The 21,288-nt window shown below is 74.3% G+C and carries 17 protein-coding genes; 7 read left to right on the top strand and 10 right to left on the bottom strand.

Annotated elements, in window-relative coordinates; translation table 11 throughout:
- Positions 1-19: 19 nt before the first annotated feature.
- Both EDD39_RS20005 and EDD39_RS20000 read right to left on the bottom strand, forming a co-directional pair.
- Positions 20-910, bottom strand: a complete 891-nt coding sequence (locus EDD39_RS20005) for a diiron oxygenase (RefSeq protein ID WP_035956175.1) — start codon at positions 908-910, stop codon at positions 20-22.
- A 67-nt stretch (positions 911-977) separates the two neighbouring features.
- Positions 978-2,345 (bottom strand): condensation domain-containing protein, encoded by a 1,368-nt coding sequence (locus EDD39_RS20000; RefSeq protein ID WP_148089478.1) that lies wholly within the window; start codon positions 2,343-2,345, stop codon positions 978-980.
- Positions 2,346-2,888: 543 nt separating this feature from the next.
- Here EDD39_RS20000 and EDD39_RS19995 point away from each other — a divergent pair.
- Both EDD39_RS19995 and EDD39_RS19990 read left to right on the top strand, forming a co-directional pair.
- Positions 2,889-4,952, top strand: coding sequence for an ABC transporter ATP-binding protein (locus tag EDD39_RS19995; RefSeq protein WP_244256830.1), 2,064 nt, complete (start codon positions 2,889-2,891; stop codon positions 4,950-4,952).
- Positions 4,949-6,733 carry an ATP-binding cassette domain-containing protein gene (locus EDD39_RS19990; RefSeq protein ID WP_244256828.1) on the top strand — a complete coding sequence of 595 codons (1,785 nt, stop codon included), beginning with the start codon at positions 4,949-4,951 and terminating at the stop codon, positions 6,731-6,733. Before EDD39_RS19995 ends, EDD39_RS19990 begins: the two co-directional genes overlap by 4 nt.
- A 24-nt stretch (positions 6,734-6,757) precedes the next feature.
- On the opposite strand, the gene EDD39_RS19985 is transcribed toward EDD39_RS19990, so the two are convergent.
- Positions 6,758-7,705, bottom strand: a complete 948-nt coding sequence (locus EDD39_RS19985) for a GNAT family N-acetyltransferase (RefSeq protein ID WP_123557890.1) — start codon at positions 7,703-7,705, stop codon at positions 6,758-6,760.
- A gap of 268 nt (positions 7,706-7,973) precedes the next feature.
- Here EDD39_RS19985 and EDD39_RS19980 point away from each other — a divergent pair, with 268 nt between their 5' ends.
- Both EDD39_RS19980 and EDD39_RS19975 read left to right on the top strand, forming a co-directional pair.
- On the top strand, positions 7,974-8,489 hold the full coding sequence (locus EDD39_RS19980) for a DinB family protein (RefSeq protein WP_123560632.1): 516 nt from the start codon (positions 7,974-7,976) through the stop codon (positions 8,487-8,489).
- A gap of 40 nt (positions 8,490-8,529) precedes the next feature.
- Positions 8,530-9,231: a hypothetical protein gene (locus EDD39_RS19975; protein WP_123557888.1), complete on the top strand. Its 702-nt coding sequence runs from the start codon at positions 8,530-8,532 to the stop codon at positions 9,229-9,231.
- Between the two features lie 20 nt (positions 9,232-9,251).
- Here the strand turns inward: EDD39_RS19975 and EDD39_RS19970 are convergent, their stop codons facing one another.
- Complete coding sequence (locus EDD39_RS19970) at positions 9,252-10,445, bottom strand: damage-control phosphatase ARMT1 family protein (RefSeq protein ID WP_123557887.1); 1,194 nt, start codon at positions 10,443-10,445, stop codon at positions 9,252-9,254.
- 148 nt (positions 10,446-10,593) lie between these two features.
- Here EDD39_RS19970 and EDD39_RS19965 point away from each other — a divergent pair, with 148 nt between their 5' ends.
- Positions 10,594-11,682 (top strand): hypothetical protein, encoded by a 1,089-nt coding sequence (locus EDD39_RS19965; protein ID WP_208765539.1) that lies wholly within the window; start codon positions 10,594-10,596, stop codon positions 11,680-11,682.
- A gap of 127 nt (positions 11,683-11,809) precedes the next feature.
- Positions 11,810-12,751, top strand: coding sequence for a hypothetical protein (locus EDD39_RS19960; RefSeq protein ID WP_123560630.1), 942 nt, complete (start codon positions 11,810-11,812; stop codon positions 12,749-12,751).
- A 29-nt stretch (positions 12,752-12,780) separates the two neighbouring features.
- Here EDD39_RS19960 and EDD39_RS19955 read toward each other — a convergent pair whose 3' ends face one another.
- From EDD39_RS19955 to EDD39_RS19945, 3 genes are all read right to left on the bottom strand, one after another.
- Positions 12,781-13,671, bottom strand: a complete 891-nt coding sequence (locus EDD39_RS19955; RefSeq protein WP_123557885.1) for a Gfo/Idh/MocA family protein — start codon at positions 13,669-13,671, stop codon at positions 12,781-12,783.
- A gap of 5 nt (positions 13,672-13,676) precedes the next feature.
- Positions 13,677-14,369 (bottom strand): O-methyltransferase, encoded by a 693-nt coding sequence (locus EDD39_RS19950; RefSeq protein WP_123557883.1) that lies wholly within the window; start codon positions 14,367-14,369, stop codon positions 13,677-13,679.
- Between the two features lie 201 nt (positions 14,370-14,570).
- Positions 14,571-15,245: a DedA family protein gene (locus EDD39_RS19945; RefSeq protein ID WP_123557881.1), complete on the bottom strand. Its 675-nt coding sequence runs from the start codon at positions 15,243-15,245 to the stop codon at positions 14,571-14,573.
- A 373-nt stretch (positions 15,246-15,618) separates the two neighbouring features.
- On the opposite strand from EDD39_RS19945, the gene EDD39_RS19940 reads away from it, so the two are divergent.
- Positions 15,619-16,524 (top strand): aldo/keto reductase, encoded by a 906-nt coding sequence (locus EDD39_RS19940; RefSeq protein ID WP_123557879.1) that lies wholly within the window; start codon positions 15,619-15,621, stop codon positions 16,522-16,524.
- A gap of 12 nt (positions 16,525-16,536) precedes the next feature.
- Here the strand turns inward: EDD39_RS19940 and EDD39_RS19935 are convergent, their stop codons facing one another.
- The 3 genes from EDD39_RS19935 to EDD39_RS19925 form a co-directional block, all read right to left on the bottom strand.
- Positions 16,537-17,475: an ADP-ribosylglycohydrolase family protein gene (locus tag EDD39_RS19935; RefSeq protein WP_123557877.1), complete on the bottom strand. Its 939-nt coding sequence runs from the start codon at positions 17,473-17,475 to the stop codon at positions 16,537-16,539.
- Between the two features lie 109 nt (positions 17,476-17,584).
- Entirely contained in the window at positions 17,585-18,412 is an 828-nt protein-coding gene (locus tag EDD39_RS19930) for an alpha/beta fold hydrolase (RefSeq protein WP_123557875.1), read from the bottom strand.
- A gap of 215 nt (positions 18,413-18,627) precedes the next feature.
- Positions 18,628-21,054: a glycoside hydrolase family 2 protein gene (locus EDD39_RS19925; protein ID WP_123557873.1), complete on the bottom strand. Its 2,427-nt coding sequence runs from the start codon at positions 21,052-21,054 to the stop codon at positions 18,628-18,630.
- Positions 21,055-21,288 lie beyond the last annotated feature (234 nt).

Genomic DNA, 21,288 nt, shown 5'->3' with positions numbered 1-21,288 from the left:
CTGAAAAGTTGACGGTGAGTCAGGCCGCGTCGAGCACGCCGATGCGGCGGTAGAACGCGGTGGTGCGGGCGGTGATGGCGGCGTGCGCGGCCTGCCGGGCGGGGTCGGCGATGACGCGGGCGCGGAAGGCCAGCGGGTCGGGGATGCCGGCGTCGCGGTAGGCGTCGACGCTGTAGAGCTGCTGGATGGACGACTGGAGGTACTTCTCGACGTACTGCCGGCCGTGCGCGGTCTCCCGCTCGTCGCCGGCCTCGACCAGGCGCTGCCACAGGGCGCGCACCAGTTGGGCGCCGAACGCGATGTGCCGGGACTCGTCCTGGTGGTGGACCCGGTTGATGGCGCGGATGGTGTCGGGCAGCGCGGGGTCGGCGGCCATCTTGCTGTTGAAGTGGTCGACGATCTGCTCGAAGATCAGGATCCGGCTGAACACCACGAAGTTGTCGAGCCGCGCGGAGTGCTTCTCGCCGGGGAAGGCCATCGACCGGTCGGGGAACAGCCGGCCGCCGTAGCGCAGGCAGAACTCGGCGAAGAACCACATGTGTTCGTTCTCCTCGCCGAGGAAGTGGTGGAAGAACGGGGTGGGGATCTCGTAGCCGGGGGCGTGGATGCGCCGGACGACCTCCTGCATCAGTTCGCGGATGCCGTGCACGTTGAGGCTGTAGAAGTTGATGCTCTCCCACTTGGACAGCGCCAGGTACTGCTCGCGGCTCAACTCGGCCGCGGCGGCGGTGCCGTGGACGGTGAGCAGGTCCTCGCTCATCCACAGCGCGCCCTCGGGGATGCGCTCGGGCCACTCGAAGGTCTGGTACGGGTTGTAGTACTCGTTCTCGGCGGCGGCGGTCAGCCGGGTGACGGCGGCGGCGACCTCCTCGTCCCAGACGGGCGCGTCGGCGGCGGTGGCGGTGCTCATGCGGGGGTCCTCCTCGTGCGGGGGGCGGTTCAGCGGCAGCGGCTCGGCGGGTCAGCGGCTCAGCGGCTCAGCGGTCGAAGGTGACGGCGGCGAGCTCGACGGGCTCGGCGGCGCCGGCCACCAGCAGGGTCTCGAAGGCGCGCAGCACCCGTTCGACGTCCTGGCGGGGGACGAGTTCGGTGTCGGCCATCAGGTACAGCAGGGCGGTGTCGGGCGCGTAGGTGGTGTGGACGAAGAACAGCGCGTCCTGCCGCTCCCAGGAGCCGACGTGGAAGACCCGGGTCTTCTCGGTGAGCGGCGCCAGGCCCTCGGGGGTGGCGGGGACGTCCGGCAGGTCCTCCCAGCGGTCGTGCATCCGCTTGTCGTTGAAGAAGTGGCCGAGTTGCAGCACGCCGCCGTTGCGCTCCTTGGCGGCGTCCAGCACCTCGTCGACGGCGATCGGGTCGTAGTGGGCGTGCCGGTAGGCGTTCATGCCGGCCAGGAAGGCGCGCTTGACGGCCTGGTCGAAGGTGCCGGCGCCGACGTCGAGCGAGAACAGGGCGTTCTCGGCCATCGCGGCGACCAGCCGGCGGGTCCGCTCGTCGTGCCGGTTGACGGCGATCAGCTGCAGCGGGACGACGGGGTGGCCGGTCCAGGCGCCGAGCACCGCGGCGGTGGCGGCGAGCAGCACGGTGCCGGTGGAGACCTGACAGCGCTCGGCGATCGCGGTGGCGGCGACGGCGGCGGCCGGGGAGTCCATGCCGAGGCGGACGAAGCGCTCGGGGCGGCCCTGGTCGTCGACCGGCGGGAACAGCGCGGGCGGGGTCTTCTCCAGGGTGCGCCGCCAGTACTCGACGGCGGCGGCGCCGCGCCGGGCGCCCTCTCCCTCGCTCTCGTACCCGGCCTGGTCGAGCGGCTGCCAGTCCGGGGCGGGACGGTGCTGTCCGGCGAGCAACTCCCTTGCTTCCTCGACGAGTTCGCGCACCGACCAGAAGTCCACGCCGAGGTGGGAGAAGACCAGCACCAGGTGGGCGGGCCGACCGCCGTCGCGCACCAGGGCGCAGCGGAACGGGATCTCCTCGGCGTGCCGGAAGGTGCGGGCGACCAGTTCTCCGGCGATCCGGGCGGCGGTGTCGGCGCCGGTGCCGGGCGCGGCGTCGACCACGGCGTAGCGCAGGGTGCCGGTGTCGGTGACGTGCTGGCGGCGGCCGTCGGCATCCTCGTGGAAGGTGGTGCGCAGCGCCTCGTGCCGCCCCAGCAGCGCGGCGAGCGCCTCGTCCACCTGCAACTGGCTTGTGTTGTCAGGAAGTTGGACGATCCGGCGGATGTTGAAGTAGTGGGCGCCGTCGCCCAGCCAGCGGATGGACTTCCAGATCGCGCACTGGCCCCAGGTCATGGGCGCGGTGCCGGTCCGGGCACCGCGGTAGGCCACCGTACGGGTGTCAACGCTCTCCACAGCAGCGGGTTCCTCTCCGGTACGCGCCGGTGGGACGGCGCGCGGACGAGAGCCGTCGGCGGGAAGGGGCGACGGCCGGGCGGAAACGGGGCGTGCGACCGGGGGGATGCGTCCCGGCCCGCCGGCCTGATGGGCACGGCTGTGCAACGGAACAGCTCTCCCCGGCAGCGGGCCTGCCGCAGCCCGGGAACATGCGCCAACCCCCGTCGAGCGCAGTGGGAACGAGCAACCGGCGGTGTCCGGCCGGACTCGATCCGGACAGGACGCTAGCCGGGAGGTCGATCAAATGTCTAGGCCAAGTGGAAGAGTCCGGACGCTTCCGCTCCGGGGCGCAACCAACGGTGAGTACCTTTCAGATGAATTCTTGACGGACTTGACGGCCCTGCAGCAGACTCTGGGGCTCGTGCCTCCCGGCGACATCGACGTCCCGGCTGCCGGGCACCCTCCCGCGTTCCCGACGCCGCGCCGCCCACCCACCCTGCGGCGCGCCGGACGCACCACGTCCGTTCGACGAGACCCACCGAAACCCGGAGGCACCCGCCCGTGCCCTCTTCCGCTCCCCCACCCACGCCCGCCGCCACGCCGCCCGGCCTGCCGGAACGGCTGCGCCGGCGCGTCCGGCACCGGCTGGCCGCCGCCCGGCTGCTGCGCCTGCTGCACCCGGCCCTGCTGGCCGGGGCGAGCGCGCTGCACCTGGCCGTCGGCCTGCTACCGATCGGCTTCATCGCCGCCACCAGCCACCTGATCGCCGCCCTGCCCGCCGCCCGCACCGGCGGCGGCGGGCCGACCGCCGCACTGCTGATCGCCGCCGCCGCCGCGTTCGTCCTCCAGCAGGCGCTCGCCCCCTTCCAGGCGCTGGCCGGCGAGCTGGTGGCCCGCCGGGTCGACGGCGTCCGGATCGCCGACCTGATGGCCTGCGCGCTGGACGGCCTGGACAGCGCCGACCTGGAGGAGCAGGACGTCCTCGACCTGCTCGCCGAGGCCCGCGGCGGCTTCGACCGCCTCTCGCCCACCCCCGGCGAGGCCGCCGCCGGCACCCTGGCCCTGCTCGCCCGCTACGCCCAACTACTGGGCGCGGCAACCGTGGTGGGCATCGCCCTGGGCTGGCTCCCGGCCCTGCTGGTGACCGCCGCCGCGCTGGTCATCCGGGCCGGGCAGCGCGGCGCGCTGAGCCGCTTCGGCGCGGCCCGCGCCACCATGACCGGCCGCCGCCGACGCCTGGCCTACCTGCGCAAGGCCGCCACCGGCACCGGCATCGCCAAGGAGGCCCGGATGCTCGGCCTGGTCCCCTGGCTGCGCGAACGGCACACCGCCGAGGCCCGCCGCTACCTCGAACCGCTCTGGGCCACCCGCCGCCGCCTGCTGTTCCGCCCCTTCCTCGGCCTGGCCGCGGTCGGCCTGCTCGGCGGCGGCGCCGCCCTCACCCTGCTCGCCCGCGGCGGCGCCGCCCACACCCTGACGCTGCTCCAGCTCTCCGCCGCCCTGCAGGCCGTGCTGGTGCCGATGCGGTTCGGCGTGTTCTTCCCCGAGAGCGACATGCAGACCCTGTACGGACTCACCGCCGACGACGCCCTGCGCACCCTCGAACAGCGGCCCGCCGCCGAGGCCCCTCCGGTGGACGCGGCACCCGCCGAAGCGACGCCCGCCGGTGGAGCACCCGCCGAAGCGGCGCCCAGCGGCGAAGCGCCCACCAAAGCGGGGCCCAGCGGTGGAGCACCCGCCGAAGCGGGGCCCGTCGCCGGGACGATCCGGCTGGAGGACGTCTCCTTCCGCTACCGCCCCGACGGCCCCGACGTGCTGCACCACCTCGACCTCGAACTGCCGCCCGGCCGCTCCACCGCCGTGGTCGGCCTGAACGGCGCGGGCAAGACCACCGTGGTGCGGCTGCTCGCCCGGCTGCGCGAACCCACCGCCGGACGGATCACCTTCGGCGGCACCGACCTGGCCCGCCGCCCGGTCGCCGACTGGCACCGGCGGATCGCGGTGATCTTCCAGGACTTCGCCCGCTACGAACTCACCGCCGCCGAGAACATCGCCCTCGGCCGCCCCGCCCTGCTCACCGACCGGCCCGCCCTGCGGGCCGCCGCCGACCGGGCCGGCGTCCTCGGCGTGCTCGACGCGCTGCCGAACGGCCTGGACACCGTGCTCAGTTCGCACTACCGGGGCGGCAGCGACCTGTCCGGCGGGCAGTGGCAGCGGGTCGCCCTGGCCCGCGCCATGCTGGCCCTCGCCGACGGCGCCTCGCTGCTCGTCCTGGACGAGCCCACCGCCCAGCTCGACGTCCGCGCCGAGGCCGCGTTCTTCGACCGCTTCCTCGAGATCACCCGCGGCGTCACCAGCGTCATCATCGCGCACCGCTTCTCCAGCGTCCGGCGCGCCGACCACATCGTCGTCCTCGCCGACGGCCGGGTCGCCGAGTCCGGCACCCACGACGAACTGCTGGCCCTGGACGGCGAGTACGCCCGCCTGTTCCGCGCCCAGGCCGAACGTTTCACCGCCGACGCCGCGCCCGACGCCACGCCCCACGCCACGCCCGACGCCTCGACCGGCCACGCCGCCGACCCCGCTGCCCTGGACGCCCCGCCCGCCGAGGAGGCCCTGCGGTGACCGACCTGATCCCGGCCCTGCGCCACCTGCTGACCCTCGCCTGGCAGTGCGACCCGCGCCGGCTGCTGCGGGCCGCCGCCATGGTCGCGGCCGGCTGCCTGGCCACCCCGCTGATCGCCCTGTGCCTGAAGGGCCTGACCACCGAGACGCTGGCCGGGCGCGGCGGCAGCGCGGTGCTGCTCGGCCTGGCCGCCGCCGCCCTGCTGGTGCTCGAACTGATGATGGGCCACTTCGCGCACCTGGCCTACTTCGAGCTCGGCGACCTCGGCGAGGTCGAGCTGCAGAACCGGCTGGTCGCCCTCGCCCACGGCCGTCCCGGCCTGGAGGACCTGGACACCCCCCGGTTCGCCGACACCCTCGCGCTGGTCCGCGACGACCTGCCGCGGACCAGGGCCTCCCTCGAAGCGGCCCTTCAACTCGGCGGCCTGGCCATCCAGTTGGGGCTGACGGCGGTCCTGCTCGGCCTGCTCGACCCGTGGCTGCTGCTGCTCCCGCTGCTGGGCGCCGTCCCGGTGCTGGCCGGCAACCGGGCCCAGCGGCTGCTGGACACCGCCAAGGAGTCCGCCGCCCCGCACCAGCGCCTGGGCCGCCACCTGCTGGACGTCGCCACCGGCCACGCCACCGCCAAGGAGGCCCGGCTGGCCGGCGCCGCACCCTTCCTGCTGGCCCGCCACCACCGCGAGTGGCAGGCCGGCACCCGCCTGCTCGGCCGCGCCCACACCCGCGCCGCCGCCCTGCGCGCGGGCGGGCAGCTCTGCTTCGCGCTCGGCTACGCCGCCGCGATCTGGCTGGTGGTCCGACAGGCCCAGCACGGCGTCTCCCCGCTCGGCGACGTCATCCTGGTGATCACCCTGGCCGCCCAGCTCTCGCTCCAGGTCGGCACCGCGATCCAGCTGCTCACCGTCCTCCAGGACGCCGGCCGCACCGCCCACCGCCTGGACGCCCTGAAACCCCTAACTCCCTCCGATGCCAACAAGTCTGACGCCACGTCAGCTCCCCTCGTCCTGACCCGCGGCATCCGGCTCGAACACGTCAGCTTCCAGTACCCGGGCAGCACCCGCCGCGTCCTGGACGACGTCACGCTCGACATCCCGGCCGGCACCGCGCTCGCCGTGGTCGGCGAGAACGGCGCCGGGAAGAGCACCCTGGTCAAACTGCTCTGCGGCCTCTACCGGCCGACCGGCGGGCGGATCCTGGTCGACGGCGTCGACCTGGCCGCCGCCGACCCGGCCGACTGGCAGCACCGGATCGCCACCCTGTTCCAGGACTTCGCCCGCCTCGAACTGCGCCTGCGCGACAACACCGGCATCGGCGACCTCGACCGGATCGACGACGACGCGGCCCTGTCCGCCGCCCTGGACGCCGCCGAGGCCGCCCCGGTGGCCGCCGCCGTCCCCGGCGGGCTGGACGGCCTGATCGGGCGCAGCTACGGCGACGGCGTCGACCTGTCCGGCGGGCAGTGGCAGAAGCTCGGCCTGGCCCGGGCGCTGCTGCGCCGCGACCCGCTGCTGCTGGTCCTGGACGAGCCGGCCTCGGCACTGGACGCGGCGGCCGAACAGACCCTGTTCGAGCGGTTCGCCCGGCTGGTCGCCGACTCCCGGGCCCGGACCGGCGCGGTCAGCGTGCTGGTCTCGCACCGCTTCTCCACCGTCCGGATGGCCGATCTGATCCTGGTCCTGGAGCACGGCCACCTGGTCCAGGCCGGCGGCCACCGGGAACTGCTCGACGCCGGCGGCCTGTACGCGGAGCTGTACCGCCTCCAGGCCCGGGTGTACGCCTGACCCTCTCCCCCGGGGCCGGGCGGGTCAGGCGGTGGGCAGCACCAGCGCCCAGGTGTCGACGGAGAAGTCGACCTCCATGCCGTGCTTGCGGTACAGCTCCGGGGCGCCGGTCGCGTTCTCGGTGTCGACGCCCAGGCCGACGGCCGCCCGGCCGTCGGCGGCGTGCACGGCGAAGAAGTGCCGCAGCAGGTAGCCGCCGAGGCCGCGGCCGCGCGCCTCGGGCAGCACGCCGATGTTGAACGCCCAGGCCAGGGTGGGCAGTCGGACGCCGGTGCGCAGCACGGCGACGTCGCCGTGGCCGTCGAGTTCGGCGACCCACACCCTGGTCCAGTCGACCGTGTCGGCGTTGATGTCGGCCAGCCACTGCTCGTAGCTGCGGGGCTTGAAGTCGTAGTGCTCGGCGAAGGTCCGCTGGTGCAGCCGGTGGGCGGTCCGGCGGTCCGCCTCCTGCGTGCAGTCGCGCAGCCGCACCCCGGCGGGGGGCTCGGGCAGCGGGTCGGTCTCCGGGGAGACGTCGCGCCGCAGGGCGTGGTGGCGGCGGGCCAGCCGCCAGCCGCGGTCCCGCATCGCACCGGTGTCGGTGGTGGGCTCGGCGTTGAGCAGCAGGTGCAGCACGGCGCGGTCGGCGCCGTTGCGGCGGGCGAGCTCGACGGCCCGGGCCTCCATCAGGTCGAACAGGTGCAGTCCGCCCGCGAGCTGGTCCGGCAGCAGGTACTGGTCGAGGTCGATCCGCTCCCCGCCGGAGCGGTCCCGGACCAGCCCGTAGCCGACCAGTTTCCCGTCCGCGTCGTGCAGCAGCCAAGAGTCCTGCGCCAAGTCGACGCCCTCGCCGCGGAGTTCGGACTCCACCTCGTCGAGTTCGGTCTCCGCCCGCCCGATCTCGATCTCGTCCACCTGGTTCAGCAGCGCACAGACCGCCGCCGCGTCCTCGGCCGCTGCGGGCCGCACCGCCATACCGTCCGGGAGTGCCATCGCCGCTCCCCCTCCTCCGTCGTCGATTCCTCCGGCAAACCCACCCTTTCTACCCGGCCGACCGGCTCTCCTTCATCGCTTTTCCGTTTCCTTTCCATGATCGGCCATCCTCCTTCCCGTCGTTCCACCAGCTCGGCGCAGCCGTTGGCGATGTTTTCCGGGGTCCGCCGGTAGCGGGCGGCCCCGGCCCGCCCGATCGCCGCCCGATCACCGCCCGACCGGGGAAAACCCGTCGACGCCCCGTCAGGAGTCCGGCACAATGCCCGCGATGACTGAGCGAACCGATACGCCGCCCTCCTGGGACGCGCGCACCCAGCTGACCACCTTCCTCGACTACGCCCGGGCCACCGCACGGGCCAAGTGCGAGGGCCTCTCCCCCGAGGACGCCCGCCGTTCCCCCCTGCCCGGCTCCCCCCTGATGACCGCCTGCGGGCTGATCAACCACCTGCGCTGGGTCGAGCACTTCTGGCTCCAGGTGGTCTTCCTCGGCGGCGAGGACGACGGCCCCCTGGTCCACGCCACCGACGAGGACCCCGACCCGGAGATGCGCACCGCGGTCGACTTCCCGCTCCCCCAGCTCCTCGACGAGTACGAGCAGCAGAACGCCGCCCACCGCCGCCTGGTCGCCGACCACCCCCTGGACACGCCCGCCAAGCAGTCCATCCGCGACGGCCGCCACCCCGACCTCCGCTGGATCCTCCTCCACCTCATCGAGGAGACCTCCCGCCACAACGGCCACCTCGACATCCTCCGCGAACTCCTCGACGGCAGCACCGGCTCCTGACCCCACCGGCCCGCCGCCGCCCCCGGCCACCGGAGCGAGGTTGACCGACCAGGACACCGAACTGCGCGCCCTGCTGCACGCGTTCGGCGAACTGCTGCCCCCGGACGGGAGCTCCGGCGGCGGGCACGGGCAGGAGTCCTACGAGCTGGTCGAGAGCACCCGGCTGCACCTGGGCTCGGCCCTGGCCGCGGCCCCGGAAGCGACCGCCCGGCTGGCCGGGCAGGTGTTCCGACTGCTCGCGGCGGAGCACCCGCGGACGTCCCGGCTGACGGATCCGCCGATCGGAGCGCCCGGCCACCGGGCCTTCCTGGAACGGATCATCTCCCTCCTGCAGGAAGGGAGTTGGGAGCAGCGGGCGAACGCCGCGGCAGCCGCCCACCGCATCCCCTCGTACCACGACCGGACCCCGGTCGGGGCACTGCGCGCGGAGTACCCGGCCGGCCGGGTGCCCGGCGAGCAGCTCCGGGAGCGCTACGCGCGGGCGCTCCGGGACGGTTCCCGGCCCGCCGTGCCGTACGCCGACCTGTGGCCGCGGTTCTGGCCGGCTGCCGCCGAGTGCTTCACCGCCTGCCCCGACCGGGAGGTGCGCGGCCGGCTGGCGCTCGCCTTCCCCCTGGAGCACCCCGGGCACCTGCCGCGGGCCGCCCCGGTACTCGCCGCGGCCCGCCGGATCACCGAGCGCGAACCCGGTTTCCACTCACGCCTGTTGGCAGGATCGACGGGCTACGGCACCCGGACCTGAACCCGCCCCCCGTGCCCGGTCTAGGCGCGGAACTGGATCAGGGCGTGCCGCCCGTCGGTCCGCCAGCGGGTGGCGGTGGCGTCGAGGCGGGTGAGGGTGGCGGGGGCGAGGCCGACGGCGACGTCGGACTTGAGGGTGCGGAGGGTGGCGACGGGGGTGGGGAAGTAGCTGGTGAGGGGGGCGAAGGGGGTGGTGGGGGGCCAGTGGCGGTCGCCGACCAGGCGGCGGTGGTTGAGGTCGCCCTTGAGGATGGTGAGGGTGGCGCCGGCCAGGTCGTCCCGCAGGTCGGCGGGCATCGCGTCGAAGGGGAGCGGGGCGCAGAAGAACGGGTGGGTGCGGATGGTCAGGGTGCCGTCGGCCACGGCCCGCCGGAGGCGTTCGCCGGTCGCCGCGGCGGCCCGGCCGGGGGCGGTGCGCAGCCGGGTGAGGGTGGCGAGGGTGTCGGCGGTGGTGGCGTCGGAGACGAAGTAGGGGTGGGGTTTGACGTACAGGGCGGCGTGTCCGGCGAGGCCGGAGGTCAGGAGGTGGTCGATCAGGACCAGGTCGGGGAGCAGTTCCCGGCCGGCGTTGTCGGCGATCAGGCCGACCCGGCCGCCGCGGCCCCGTTCGAGGGCGGTCCACAGGGCGGCGCTGTCGTCGGCGACCAGGTCGGGGGCGGCGCTGCCGTCCTCGGCGGTGAGGCGGAAGCTGAGGTCGGCCCGGTTGCCCCAGAGCGCGGCGGAGAGCAGGGCTTCGGGCCGGGTCGCCCCGGGGTGGTCGAGGGCGGCGAGTTCGCCGTCGACGGACGGGCCGGCCAGTTCGGCGGTCTTGAACGGTGCGAACGGGTCGACGCCCTGCCAGGGGCCGGGCCGGAAGTAGCCGGTGGCGTCGAGCAGTTGCCGGTAGAAGTAGCTCTCCGCCCACAGGAACGGCGCCTCGTCCCAGCTCCGCCCCCACAGCCCGGCGCCCCACTCCTGCCAGCGCGCCGCGTCCGGGTCGTCCCCGGCGGGCGGGTGCAGCGGGCCGCCGCCGGTGCTCCGGGCGAGCAGTTCCGCCAGGTCGGCGCGCTGCTGCGGGCCGTAGGGCAGGGCGTCGAGCACCTGTCGGAGCAGGACGGGGTGGCGTTCGTGGAAGACGCTCCGGGCGAAGGAGCCGGGGGTGTCGATCCGGATCACCGGCGCGGGCGGCACGGGGCTGTTCGGCGCGGGGCCGTTCGGCGCGGGGCTGTTCGGCACGGGCGGGCTCGGCTCTCTCCGGGGAAGGGGCGGACGGGCGGTGCTGGGGCCGATGCTTTCACGGCCCGGGCGGCCCGGGCGGCGGACACGGCAGGTCCGCGGCAGGCCCGTGGCCGGGCGGCGGCCGGGCTGCCGTCACAATGACCGCATGAGAGTGATCTTCACGGTGGTCGGGGCGGCGCTGCTGCTGGTGACGGCGGCGAGCATCCTGCGCACCCTGGTGGTGCCGCGCGGACTGTACTCGGCGCTGGTGATCCGGCTCTGGTCGGTGCTGCGCCGGGTCCTGCGGACGGTGGCGGCGCCGTTCGGCGGCTACCGGGCGATCGACCGGGCGCAGACCTGGCTGGCGCCGCTGATCCTGCTGGGGATGCTGGGCTGCTGGCTGCTGTCGACGCTGTTCGCGTACACCCTGCTGTTGCAGGGGACGTCCGACCTGGCGTGGCGGGTGGCGTTCCGGGAGGCCGGGTCGAGCCTGTTCACGCTGGGTTTCGCCAGCGGCGACCGGCTGCACCTGTCGGTGATCGACTTCCTGGCGGCGGCCAACGGCCCGCTGATCATCGCGCTGCTGATCGCCTACCTGCCGACCCTGTACGGGGCGTACAACCGGCGGGAGTTGGAGGTGACGCTGCTGCAGTCGCGGGCGGGCGAGCCGGCCTGGGGGCCGGAACTGCTGGCCCGGCAGGCCCTGGTGCGCACCGAGAGCGAACTGCCGGAGCTGTACCGGGACTGGGAGCGGCTGGCGGCCGACCTCGGCGAGGGCCACTCCAACTACCCGGTGCTGATCTCGTTCCGCTCCCCGCAGCCGTACCGCAGCTGGGTGGTCGGCCTGATCGCGGTGATGGACGCCGCCGCGATGCAGCTGGCCCTCAACCCGCGCTCCGCCCCGCCGGAGGCCCGCCTGCTGCTGCGCGCCGGGTTCACCGCGCTGCGCGACATCGCCACCGCCGTGCGCATCCCGTTCGAGCCGGACCCGGACCCGGACGAGCCGATCCGGCTGACGTACGCCGAGTTCGACGCGGCCGCCGCCCTGGTCACGGCCGCGGGCCTGCCCCTGGAGCGGACGGTCGCCGAGGCCTGGCCGCACTTCCGCGGCTGGCGGGTCAACTACGAGGCCGTCGCCTACGAACTGGCCCGCCGCGCGGACGCCGTCCCCGCCCTGTGGACCGGCCCGCGCGACTTCCCCGCCACCCCGATCCCGCCCCGCCGCCCGGCCGATCGCCGCCCGGCCACCCCGTGACCTGGCCAACTCCCGCGCTCCGGTGGATGTTTGGAAAAGGTCAGGTGTGCTCCTGATGCGGTAGGTTCCTGCCGTGACCGCGAACATAACGCCCGAGAACCCCGAACTGCGCTTCTCCGCCGTGCTGATGTACGCCGCGAACCTCCCCGGGGTGCGCATCGACCGGGAGGCGTACCTGCGCAAGACGCTGGCGCGCACCTGCTCCGCGGAGCAGGTCGAACGGGCGGTCCGGGAGAGCCCGGCGGCGGCGGGCATCCCGGCCGAGGTGCTGGAGAAGGCGGCCAACGACTCGATCCGCTACGAGGCGGGCAAGGTCAGCGCGCTCTCCGCGGCGGCCGGGCTCCCCGGCCTGCTCTTCCTCCCGGCCACCGTGCCCGCCGACCTGGCCCAGTACTTCGGCCACATGCTGCGGATCGCGCAGAAGCTCGCCTACCTCTACAGCTGGCCCGACCTGTTCTCCGGCGAGGACGACCTCGACGACGCGACCAAGGGCGTGCTCACGCTCTTCCTCGGCGTCATGTTCGGCACCCACTCGGCGAACGTCGCGGTCGGGAAGCTGGCGAAGGCGATATCCGAGCAGCTGGTCAAGCAGTTGCCCCGGAAGGCGCTCACCCAGGGCGTCGTCTACCCGGTGGTGAAGAAGGTCGCGGCCTACCTGGGCGTCCAGATGACGAAGCAGACCTTCGCCAAGAGCGTCTCGAAGGCGGTGCCCGTCATCGGCGCCGTCGTCTCCGGCGGGCTCACCCTGGCGACCTACCTCCCGATGGCCAAGCGGCTGAAGAACCACCTCTCCGGCCTGGAGCTGGCCACGGGCGCGCAGGCGGACGCCGGTGACGTGATCGACGTCGAGGGCTTCGAGGACGTCGAGGGCCTGGAGGACCTCGCGGACTTCGAGGACGCCGCCGGACCCGGAACCGAGCCCGGGACCGAGCTCGGGACCGCGCCCGTCGCCGGCCCCGGAACCGGCCTGGTGGCCCGGATCCCCCGCCCCTGGAAGCGGTCCCAGCCGAACGCCGAGCCGAACGCCGGACCGGACTCCGGACCGGAGGAGCCCGCCGGGTCGCGGTGACCCCGGCGCGCTCCCCCGGCCGGCTCCGACTACCGGCCGCCGCGCAGCAGTTGCTCCTCGGCGGCGGCCAGCACCTCCACCACCTGGCGGCCGAACCGGATGTCGCAGGGGTGCGGTTCGCCGCTCTTCGCGGAGGCGAGCAGGCCGTCCAGCGCGCGGGCGAACGCGGCCGTGGGGTGCTCGTCGCGGTCGGGGAGGGTGGTGACGCCGGCGGTGCCGCGCAGTTCGACGGCGGCGCCGTCGGCGGAGGCGGCGGGCGGGGCGGTGAGGCTGAGGGTGACGGTGCTGGAGGCGCCGCCGCGGTGGCGCAGCACCAGGTGGGTGGTGTCGCCGGGGCCGGGTGCGGCGGTCAGCCGGTCGACCTCGCCGAGGACGGGCAGCAGGACGGAGAGCGCGTGCGGGCCGACGTCCCACAGGGCGCCCTTCTGCTGCCGCCAGGGGGACGCGGCGTAGGGGCTGTCGGTGGTGAAGACCGAGCCGATCCAGTGGCAGTGGGCGGTGAACCAGCCGCCCTGGGCGGCCTGTTCGGCGATCCAGGCGTCCTGGGCGGGGCCGAAGCGGGTGGTGAAGAAGACCACCGTGGCGACACCGGAGGCGGCCACCGCGTCCTCGACGGCGCGGGCGGCGTCGACGGTGGCGGCGACCGGTTTGTCCAGCAGCAGGTGCTTGCCGGCCTGCGCGGCCCGGGTCGCGTACTCGGCCTGCACGTCCGGCGGGAGGGCGATGGCGACCGCGTCGACGTCGGCGAGCAGGGCGTCCACCGTCGGGTAGGCGGGGACGCCGTGGACGGCGGCGAGTTCGGCGGCGGCCTCGGGGCGGCGGCCCCAGAGTCCGGCGAAGGTGACGTCGGGGTGGGCGGCCAGGGCGGGGGCGTGCACGAAGCCCGCCCAGGGGCCGGTGCCGAGGAGTCCGATGCGCATGGTGGTCAGTCTTCCACTCCGTCGCCGCCGACCCGGATCAGGGTGAACCCGTCGTGGCCGCGGCTGCCGACGGTCTGCACGGTGGTGGCCTCCAACCGGGGCTCGGCCGCGATCAGTTCGTGCATCCGCCGGACGCCCTGCACCGCCGGGTCGGTGCTGTCGGCGTCGGCGAGCTTCCCGCCGCGCACCACGTTGTCGACGACGATCACCGAGCCGGGCCGGGACAGCTCCAGCGCGGCCGCGACGTAGTGCGGGATGTTGGCCTTGTCGGCGTCGACGAAGAAGAAGTCGTACGGCTGCGCGCCCTGGTCGAGCAGGTCGGCCAGGCTGTCCCGGGCCGGGCCGAGGCGGACCTCGACCCGGTCGGCGAGGCCGGCCCGGTCCAGGTTGGCGGTGGCGACGGCGGCGTGCGCGGGGTCGATCTCCAGGGTGGTCAGGGTGCCGTCGGCGGGCAGGGCGCGGGCCAGCCAGATGGTGCTGTAGCCGGCCAGCGTGCCGATCTCCAGGATCCGCCGGGCGCCCTGCATCCGGGCCAGCAGGTGCAGCAGCCGGCCCTGGTTCGCGGCCACCGCGATCTTCGGCAGCCCGGCCTCGTCGGCCGCCGCGAGCGCCGCGTCCAGCACCGCGTCCGGTGCGAACAGCAGGTCCTCGGCGTACTCGTCCACCGCGGTCCACACCTGCGGGTCCTTCTCCTGCATTGCCTCTCCCCACTCCGTGATCGCGCCGTGACCGGCGTGCGGGTGCGACCCTACTCCGGCCCGGCCGGGAACACGCCGGAACGCGGCGGGGCCCGGACGGCCCGGAACACGGCGGGGCCCGGAACGCGGCGAGGCCGCCGCACCCGGCGAGGGGTGCGGCGGCCTCGACGGCCCGCGCAGCGGGGAGGGGGAGGGGAGGGCTCAGTCGGCGGTCTCCGCGAAGGTCTCGGCGAGCGGTTCGCCGCTCTTGCCGCCGGACTGCTCCGGGTGCTCGGCGCGGGACTTCTTCGCCTTCCGCTTGAGCAGCAGCGCCGACCCGGCGCCGAACAGCACGGCCGCGCCGAGCCCGATGTACGAGGCGCCCTGCAGGTACTTCTCGGCGACCTTGCCTACCTGGTACACCAGCAGCGTGGTGCCGCCGGCCCAGACCACGCCGCCCAGCACGTTGGCGGTCAGGAACTTCCAGTACGGCATCCGCAGGGTGCCGGCCAGCGGGCCCGCGAAGATCCGCAGCAGGGCGACGAAGCGGCCGAAGAACACCGCCCACATGCCCCAGCGCTGGAACTGCCGCTCGGCGGTGGCCAGGTGGTCCGGCCCGAAGTGCTTGGGGAACTTCCGGCCGAGTTTCTCGAACAGCGGCCGGCCGCCCTTGTGCCCGATCGCGTAGCCGATCGAGTCGCCGATGATCGCGCCGGCGATCGCGCAGAGCGCCACGCCCCACGGGCTGACGGTGCCCTTGGCGGCCAGCAGTGCGGCGGTGACCAGGGCGATCTCGCCGGGCAGCGGGATGCCCAGGCTCTCCAGTCCGATGATCAGACCGATGATGACGTACACCAGGGTCGGTGAGACGTCATTGATCCATTGATCGACGTGCAAGGCGGAGTACCTCCGTCTGGGCAGGACAAGGGCCGTCGACCCGACGCACAGCACAATCGCGCAGCACGGCCGTACGGCACACAGGAAAATTTCAGTAAAGAACCAGCCGGGTCAGCCTAGCCGCTCCCGCCCACCGCGCCGAGTGCCTCCCGCGGCCCGGGCCGGACGCCTCCCCCGCAGGTGCCGTACACCCGATCCAACGCGGCGCGCCGGGCCGTTCGTTCCCGCCCCGGGTGTGAGATCACTCAAGGTCCGGGGCCCTGTCGCGACCGTCCGGCGCGGGCCCATACTCCGACACCTGACGCACCGGCAGCACCCGGCACCGGTACAAGCACCGGCACAGCACCGACACGGCACCAACAGGGGGACGGACATGACCGCACACGCCTCGGCGGCGGGGACCTGGCAGCTCGGCGACCTGGCGGTGAACCGCCTCGGCTACGGCGCGATGCGGCTGACCGGCAACGGGATGCACGGCAACTCCGACGGCCCGCCGATCGACCCGGCGGCCGCCGTCCGGCTGCTGCACACCGCGTTCGAGCACGGCGTGGACCACGTCGACACCGCCGCGTTCTACTTCTCGCCGCTGCGCTCCGCCAACGCCCTGATCGGCCGGGCCCTGGCCGGCTGGCCCGGCGCCGACCGGATCACCGTGGCCACCAAGGTCGGCCCCGGCCGCACCCCGGACGGCGAGTGGTACGGCATGGCCCGGCCCGATCAGCTGCGCGCCCAGGTCGAGGAGAACCTGCGCCAGCTCGGCACCGACCACCTCGACCTGGTCAACCTGCGCCGCAACGGGCCGGACGTGGAGTCCGTCGCCGAGCACTTCGGCGTGCTCGCCGACCTGCGGCGGGCCGGGCTGATCCGGCACCTGGGCCTGTCCAACGCCCGCCCCGAGCACGTCCACCAGGCCCGCGCGATCGCCCCCGTGGTGTGCGTGCAGAACTCCTACGGCCTGGACCGCCGCCTCGCCGACGAGAACGGGACGCTCGACCTCTGCCGCGAGCTCGGCATCGCCTTCGTCCCGTTCTTCGCCATCTCCGGCCCGGCCCGGGAGGCCGCCCCCGCCGCCGAGCGGGACGCCCGGGTCACCGCCGTCGCCGCCGAACTGGACGCCACCCCCGCCCAGGTCCGGCTCGCCTGGACCCTGCACCGCGGCCCGCACGTGCTCGCCATCCCCGGCACCTCGAACCCCGCCCACCTGGCCGAGAACCTCGACGCCGGGGCGCTGCGCCTGACCCCCGGGCAGCTCGCCCGGCTGGACGCCCCGGCCGGCTGAGACCCGCCCCCGCTACTCCCCCTCCGCCACCCACTCCGGCAGCGTCTCCCGGCGCTCCAGCCAGGCCGCCGGGACGCCGGACAGGCCGGTGCGGGCGGCGACCACGCCGCCGGTGATGGCACAGGTGGTGTCGACGTCGCCGAGCCCCTCGGCGGTGGTCCACAGCGCGCCCGCCAGGTCGTCGAGGTGGTGGGCGGCGGACCAAAGCGCGAACGGGACGGTGTCGGAGGCCCGGATGCGCTGCCCGTTGCCGAGCAGGTCGGCGGCCCGCCGCGGCTCCGTCCCGGCGGGCAGGTCGGCGGCCGCGGTGACGCCCGCGCGGATCGCCCCGGCGGGGGTGCGGGCGGCCACCTCGTGCAGCAGCCCGGCCCCGGCCGGTCCGCCGCCGGCCGTCCGGCCGCGGGCCGCCAGCGCGGCGGCCACCGCGACGGCCACCGCCCCGGCGACGCCCTCCGGGTGGGTGTGGGTGACCTCGGCGGAGTGGGCGGCCTGCTCGGCGGCCTCGTCCAGGTCGTCGGCGAACCAGGCGCCCAGCGGGGCGACCCGCATCGCGGCGCCGTTGCCGAGGCTGCCCTGCCCCTCGAACAGCTCGCGGGCCTCGCTGCTCCACCGCTCGGGCCGCTCGGCGAGCACCGGCAGCAGCCGGGTCATCCCGTAGCCGTAGCCGCGGGCCGGGTCGGCCAGGAAGGTCGCCCCGAACATCGCGGCCAGCAGGGTGCGGTTCACCCCGTCCTGGTCGAGCAGCGCCCGGTACACGCACAGGGCCATCGCGGTGTCGTCCGTCCAGTGCCAGGGCGACTCCTCGGGCGTGCGGCGGGCCCGGATCTGCTCGACCGCCTCGGCGGGCGCCCGGAACAGCCCGAACCAGCGCTCGCCGAAGGCGTCCCCGAGGGCCAGGCCCTCCAGTGCGTCGCGGGCGGCCTGCCGGGCGGGGGTGGTGGTCGTGGTCATGCGCCCGATCCTCCCAGCCCGCCCCCGCCCGGCCCACCGGTTTCCGCGCCCGGAAGGACCGGGTTCCGCCCCCGGCGGGCCGGTACCCAGCCCCCCCGTTGACGGCCCGTCAGGACTTGAGGAACTCGATCAGGTCCTGGTTGAACTTCTCCTTGTCCCCGGGCACCATCGCGATGCCGTGCGAGCCGCCCTCGTAGACCTTGAGCACCGCGCCGGGCACCAGGGCGGCGGTCTTGCGGCCGGTGGCGTCGATCGGGACGATCCGGTCGTCGTCGCCGTGGACGACCAGCAGCGGGACGTCGAACTTCTTCAGGTCCGCGTGAAAGTCGGTGTGCGCGAAGGCGTCGACGCAGGCCACGCCGCCCTCGATGGTCTCGGCCATCGCCATGTACCAGAAGGCGTCCTTGTTGCCCTCGGTGACCTTGCTGCCGGGGCGGTCCGCGGAGAAGAACCCGACCGAGGACTCCTTCCAGAACTGCGAGCGCTCCTTGAGGATGCCCGCCTTGATGCCGTCGAAGACCTCCTGCGGGACGCCCTCCGGGTTGTCCGGGCCCTGCAGCATCAGCGGCGGGATGGCGGAGAGCAGCACGGCCGACTTGATCCGGGAGGTGCCGTGCCGACCGATGTAGCGGGCCAGCTCGCCGCCGCCCATCGAGTGCGCCACCAGCGTGACGTCGCGCAGGTCGAGGCTGGTGAGCAGGTCGTTGAGGTCGTCGGCGAAGGTGTCGAAGTCGTAGCCGTCCCACACGGGGGTGGAGCGGCCGTGGCCGCGCCGGTCGTGGGCGATGCCGCGGAAGCCCGCGTCGGCGACGGCCTTCAGCTGGTCCTGCCAGGCGTCGCCGTTCAGCGGCCAGCCGTGGATGAAGACGACCGGGCGGCCGCTCCCCCAGTCCTTGTAGAAGATCTCGACGCCGTCGCGGGTGGTGCAGTGGGGCATGGGTGGCTCCGATCCGGTGGCCGGGCGGCCGCGCTGGGGCCGACCCGGCGGGAGGGGAAGGGCTGGCGTGCTCGTGCGGCCCGGAGCGGGCGGGACGGCGTCGCCTCGACCATTCATGACACAGTCCGGGCCCGGTCGCACCGCGGGCCGGTCCCGTCCGCAGACAGGACCGGCCCGTGGTACCGGCTCTCAACTCACTTGACGCGCAAGGTGGTTCAGGACGGTTCGACGCAGAAAACGGCCTCCCGGACCTGTCCGGCGGTGGGCACGGCGGTGGCGCCGTGCACCCGGATGGTGGTGCGCTCGCCGGGCAGCAGGGTGATCAGGCCGCGGTCGGCGGCGGCGGCCGGGTCGATCCGGTCGGCCTGCAGCAGCAGGTCGCGGACCAGGGTGCGGGCGGTGACGACCACGTCGAAGGCGCCGTCGGCGGCCTCCTCGACGGCCAGTTCGTACTCCGGCTGCGGGTAGCCGAACGCCTTGTCGGGGACGGGGAAGTGCACGGCGCGCAGGCCGTCGGCGTCGGCGACCAGGTACTCCTTGCCGGAGCCGTCGGCGGGCAGCAGTTCGGCGGGCACCGGCAGCCGGTGGACGGCCCGGGCGTCGGCGGTGAGCTCGGCGGCGGTCTCGGCGAGCACGTTGCCGTCGGCGTCCAGGCGGCGCAGGCGCAGCGTCGTGGTCCAGGGCTCGGCGGACTGGTTGACCAGGGCGATCCGGGGGGCGCCGTCGCGGTCGGCGGGCTGCAGGGTGAGCAGCCGGTCGGCGTACAGGCGGCGCAGTTCGTGGTGCAGCGGCTTGAGCCGGCCGTCGCCGTCGATCGCGGCCCAGGAGGAGACCGGCCAGCAGTCGTTGATCTGCCAGACGACGGTGCCGGCGCAGTGCGGCCAGTGCGAGCGCCAGTGCTCGATGCCGGTGGCGATGGCGCGGGCCTGGATCAGCTGGGTGAGGTAGTGCCAGCGGTCGAAGTCGCCTGCGCCGGTGGGAAGTTCGAAGTGCCGTTCGACGCCGCGGTTGAGCTTGCCGTTGCCGTCCTCGGCCTTCTGGTGGTGCAGCATGCCGGGCGAGTCGGCGGCGAGTTCCTCGTTGGGCAGGGCGCGGCGCAGGGTGGCGTACGCGGGCGGGGCCTGCCAGCCGAACTCGGAGACGAAGCGCGGGACGCTGGCGCGGTACTCGGCGAAGTCCTGCCGGTTCCACACCTCCCAGGAGTGGTGGGTGCCGTGGTCGGTGTCGTTGGGGTGGTGGTCCCAGCTGCCGGACCAGGGGCTGCCGGCCGAGTAGGGGCGGGTGGGGTCGAGTTCGGCGACGATCCGGGGCAGCAGGCCGAGGTAGTAGCCCTCGCCCCAGGAGTCGCCGCCCGCGGAGCCGCCCTTCAGCTCCTCCTCCCAGCCCCAGTCGCGGAAGCCCCAGAGGTTCTCGTTGTTGCCGTTCCACAGCACCAGCGAGGGGTGCGGCATCAGGCGCACCACGTTGTCGCGGGCCTCGGCCTCGACCTCGCCGCGCAGCGGCTGCTCCTCGGGGTAGGCGGAGCAGGCGAACAGGAAGTCCTGCCAGACCAGCAGGCCGAGTTCGTCGCAGGCCTCGTAGAACGCCTCCTGCTCGTAGATGCCGCCGCCCCAGACCCGGATCAGGTCGATGTTGGCGTCGGCGGCCTGCTGGAGGCGGTGGCGGTAGCGGGCGGGGGTGACCCGGGTGATCAGGGTGTCGTCGGGGATCCAGTTGGCGCCGCGGACGAACAGCGCCTCGCCGTTGACGGCGAGGGTGAAGGGGGTGCCGGTGGCGTCGGGGGCGGTGCGCAGTTCGACGGTTCGGAAGCCGATCCGGCGCTGCCAGGTGTCGAGCGGTCCGGTGGTGTCGGCGAGGGTGAGGACGAGGTCGTAGCGGGGCTGTTCGCCGTAGCCGCGGGGCCACCAGAGGGCGACGTCGGCGGCCTCCAGGGTGAGCACGCCGGTGTCGCCGTCGAGGACGGCCTCGGCCTCGGCGCCGGCCACCGCGGCGCGGACGGTGAGCGGACGGCCGGCGCCGCTCGCGGTGCGCTCGACGGTGACGTGCAGCTCGACCCGGCCGGTGCCGCCGTCGACGGTGACCAGCGGGCGGACCTCGGCGAGCCGGGCGGTGGACCAGTGCTCCAGTCGGGCGGGCTTCCAGATGCCCGCGCCGGGCAGGGTCGGGCCCCAGTCCCAGCCGAAGCTGCTGGCCATCTTGCGGATGTACTGGAACGGCTCGGGGTAGACGTTGGGCCGGTCGCCGACCAGGGCGCGGACCCGCTCGGCCTCGGTGTAGGCGCTGGTGAACTCCACCTTCAGCTCGCCGGCCAGGCCGGTGGCGTCGAACCGGTAGCGGCGGTGCATGTTGCGGGTGGAGCCGAGCAGGGTGCCGCCGAGGGTGATGGCGGCGGCGGTGTCGAGGCCGTCGAAGACCAGGTCGGTGCGCTCGTGCCGGCTGCCGTGGGCGGGCAGGTCGAGGGTGTAGGTCCAGTCCCGGCGGCCGATCCAGGCCACCTCCGGCTCGTTGGTGCCCAGGAACGGGTCGGGGATCAGCCCGGCGGCCAGCAGGTCGGTGTGGACGCAGCCCGGGACGGCGGCGGGCAGCCGGTCCCCGTCGTGGTGCAGGCTCCAGCCCTGGTCGAGCGGGGTGGTGTCCTTCATCTGTGCGGCTCCTCAGTGGTTCGGCCGGACCGGTGGTCGGGTTTGCGGCGCGAGCAGAACCGTAACCTGCCGGAGCGGCCCTGTCTATAAACCGGTTATGTGAATGCCTTGATGGGTTTCAGTGATCGTCAACTCGCTCACCAACAGGCCGGAAAGCCGGAACGCCACTGCCGCCCCACCAGCCCCGGACGGGCCCGACAGGGCGGCAGCTTTACCGGTTCACCAAGGAGGCCG

It is taken from the genome of Kitasatospora cineracea (genome assembly GCF_003751605.1).
In the GTDB taxonomy this organism is placed as follows: Bacteria; Actinomycetota; Actinomycetes; order Streptomycetales; family Streptomycetaceae; genus Kitasatospora; species Kitasatospora cineracea.
This window is presented reverse-complemented; position numbering and strand designations above follow the sequence as displayed.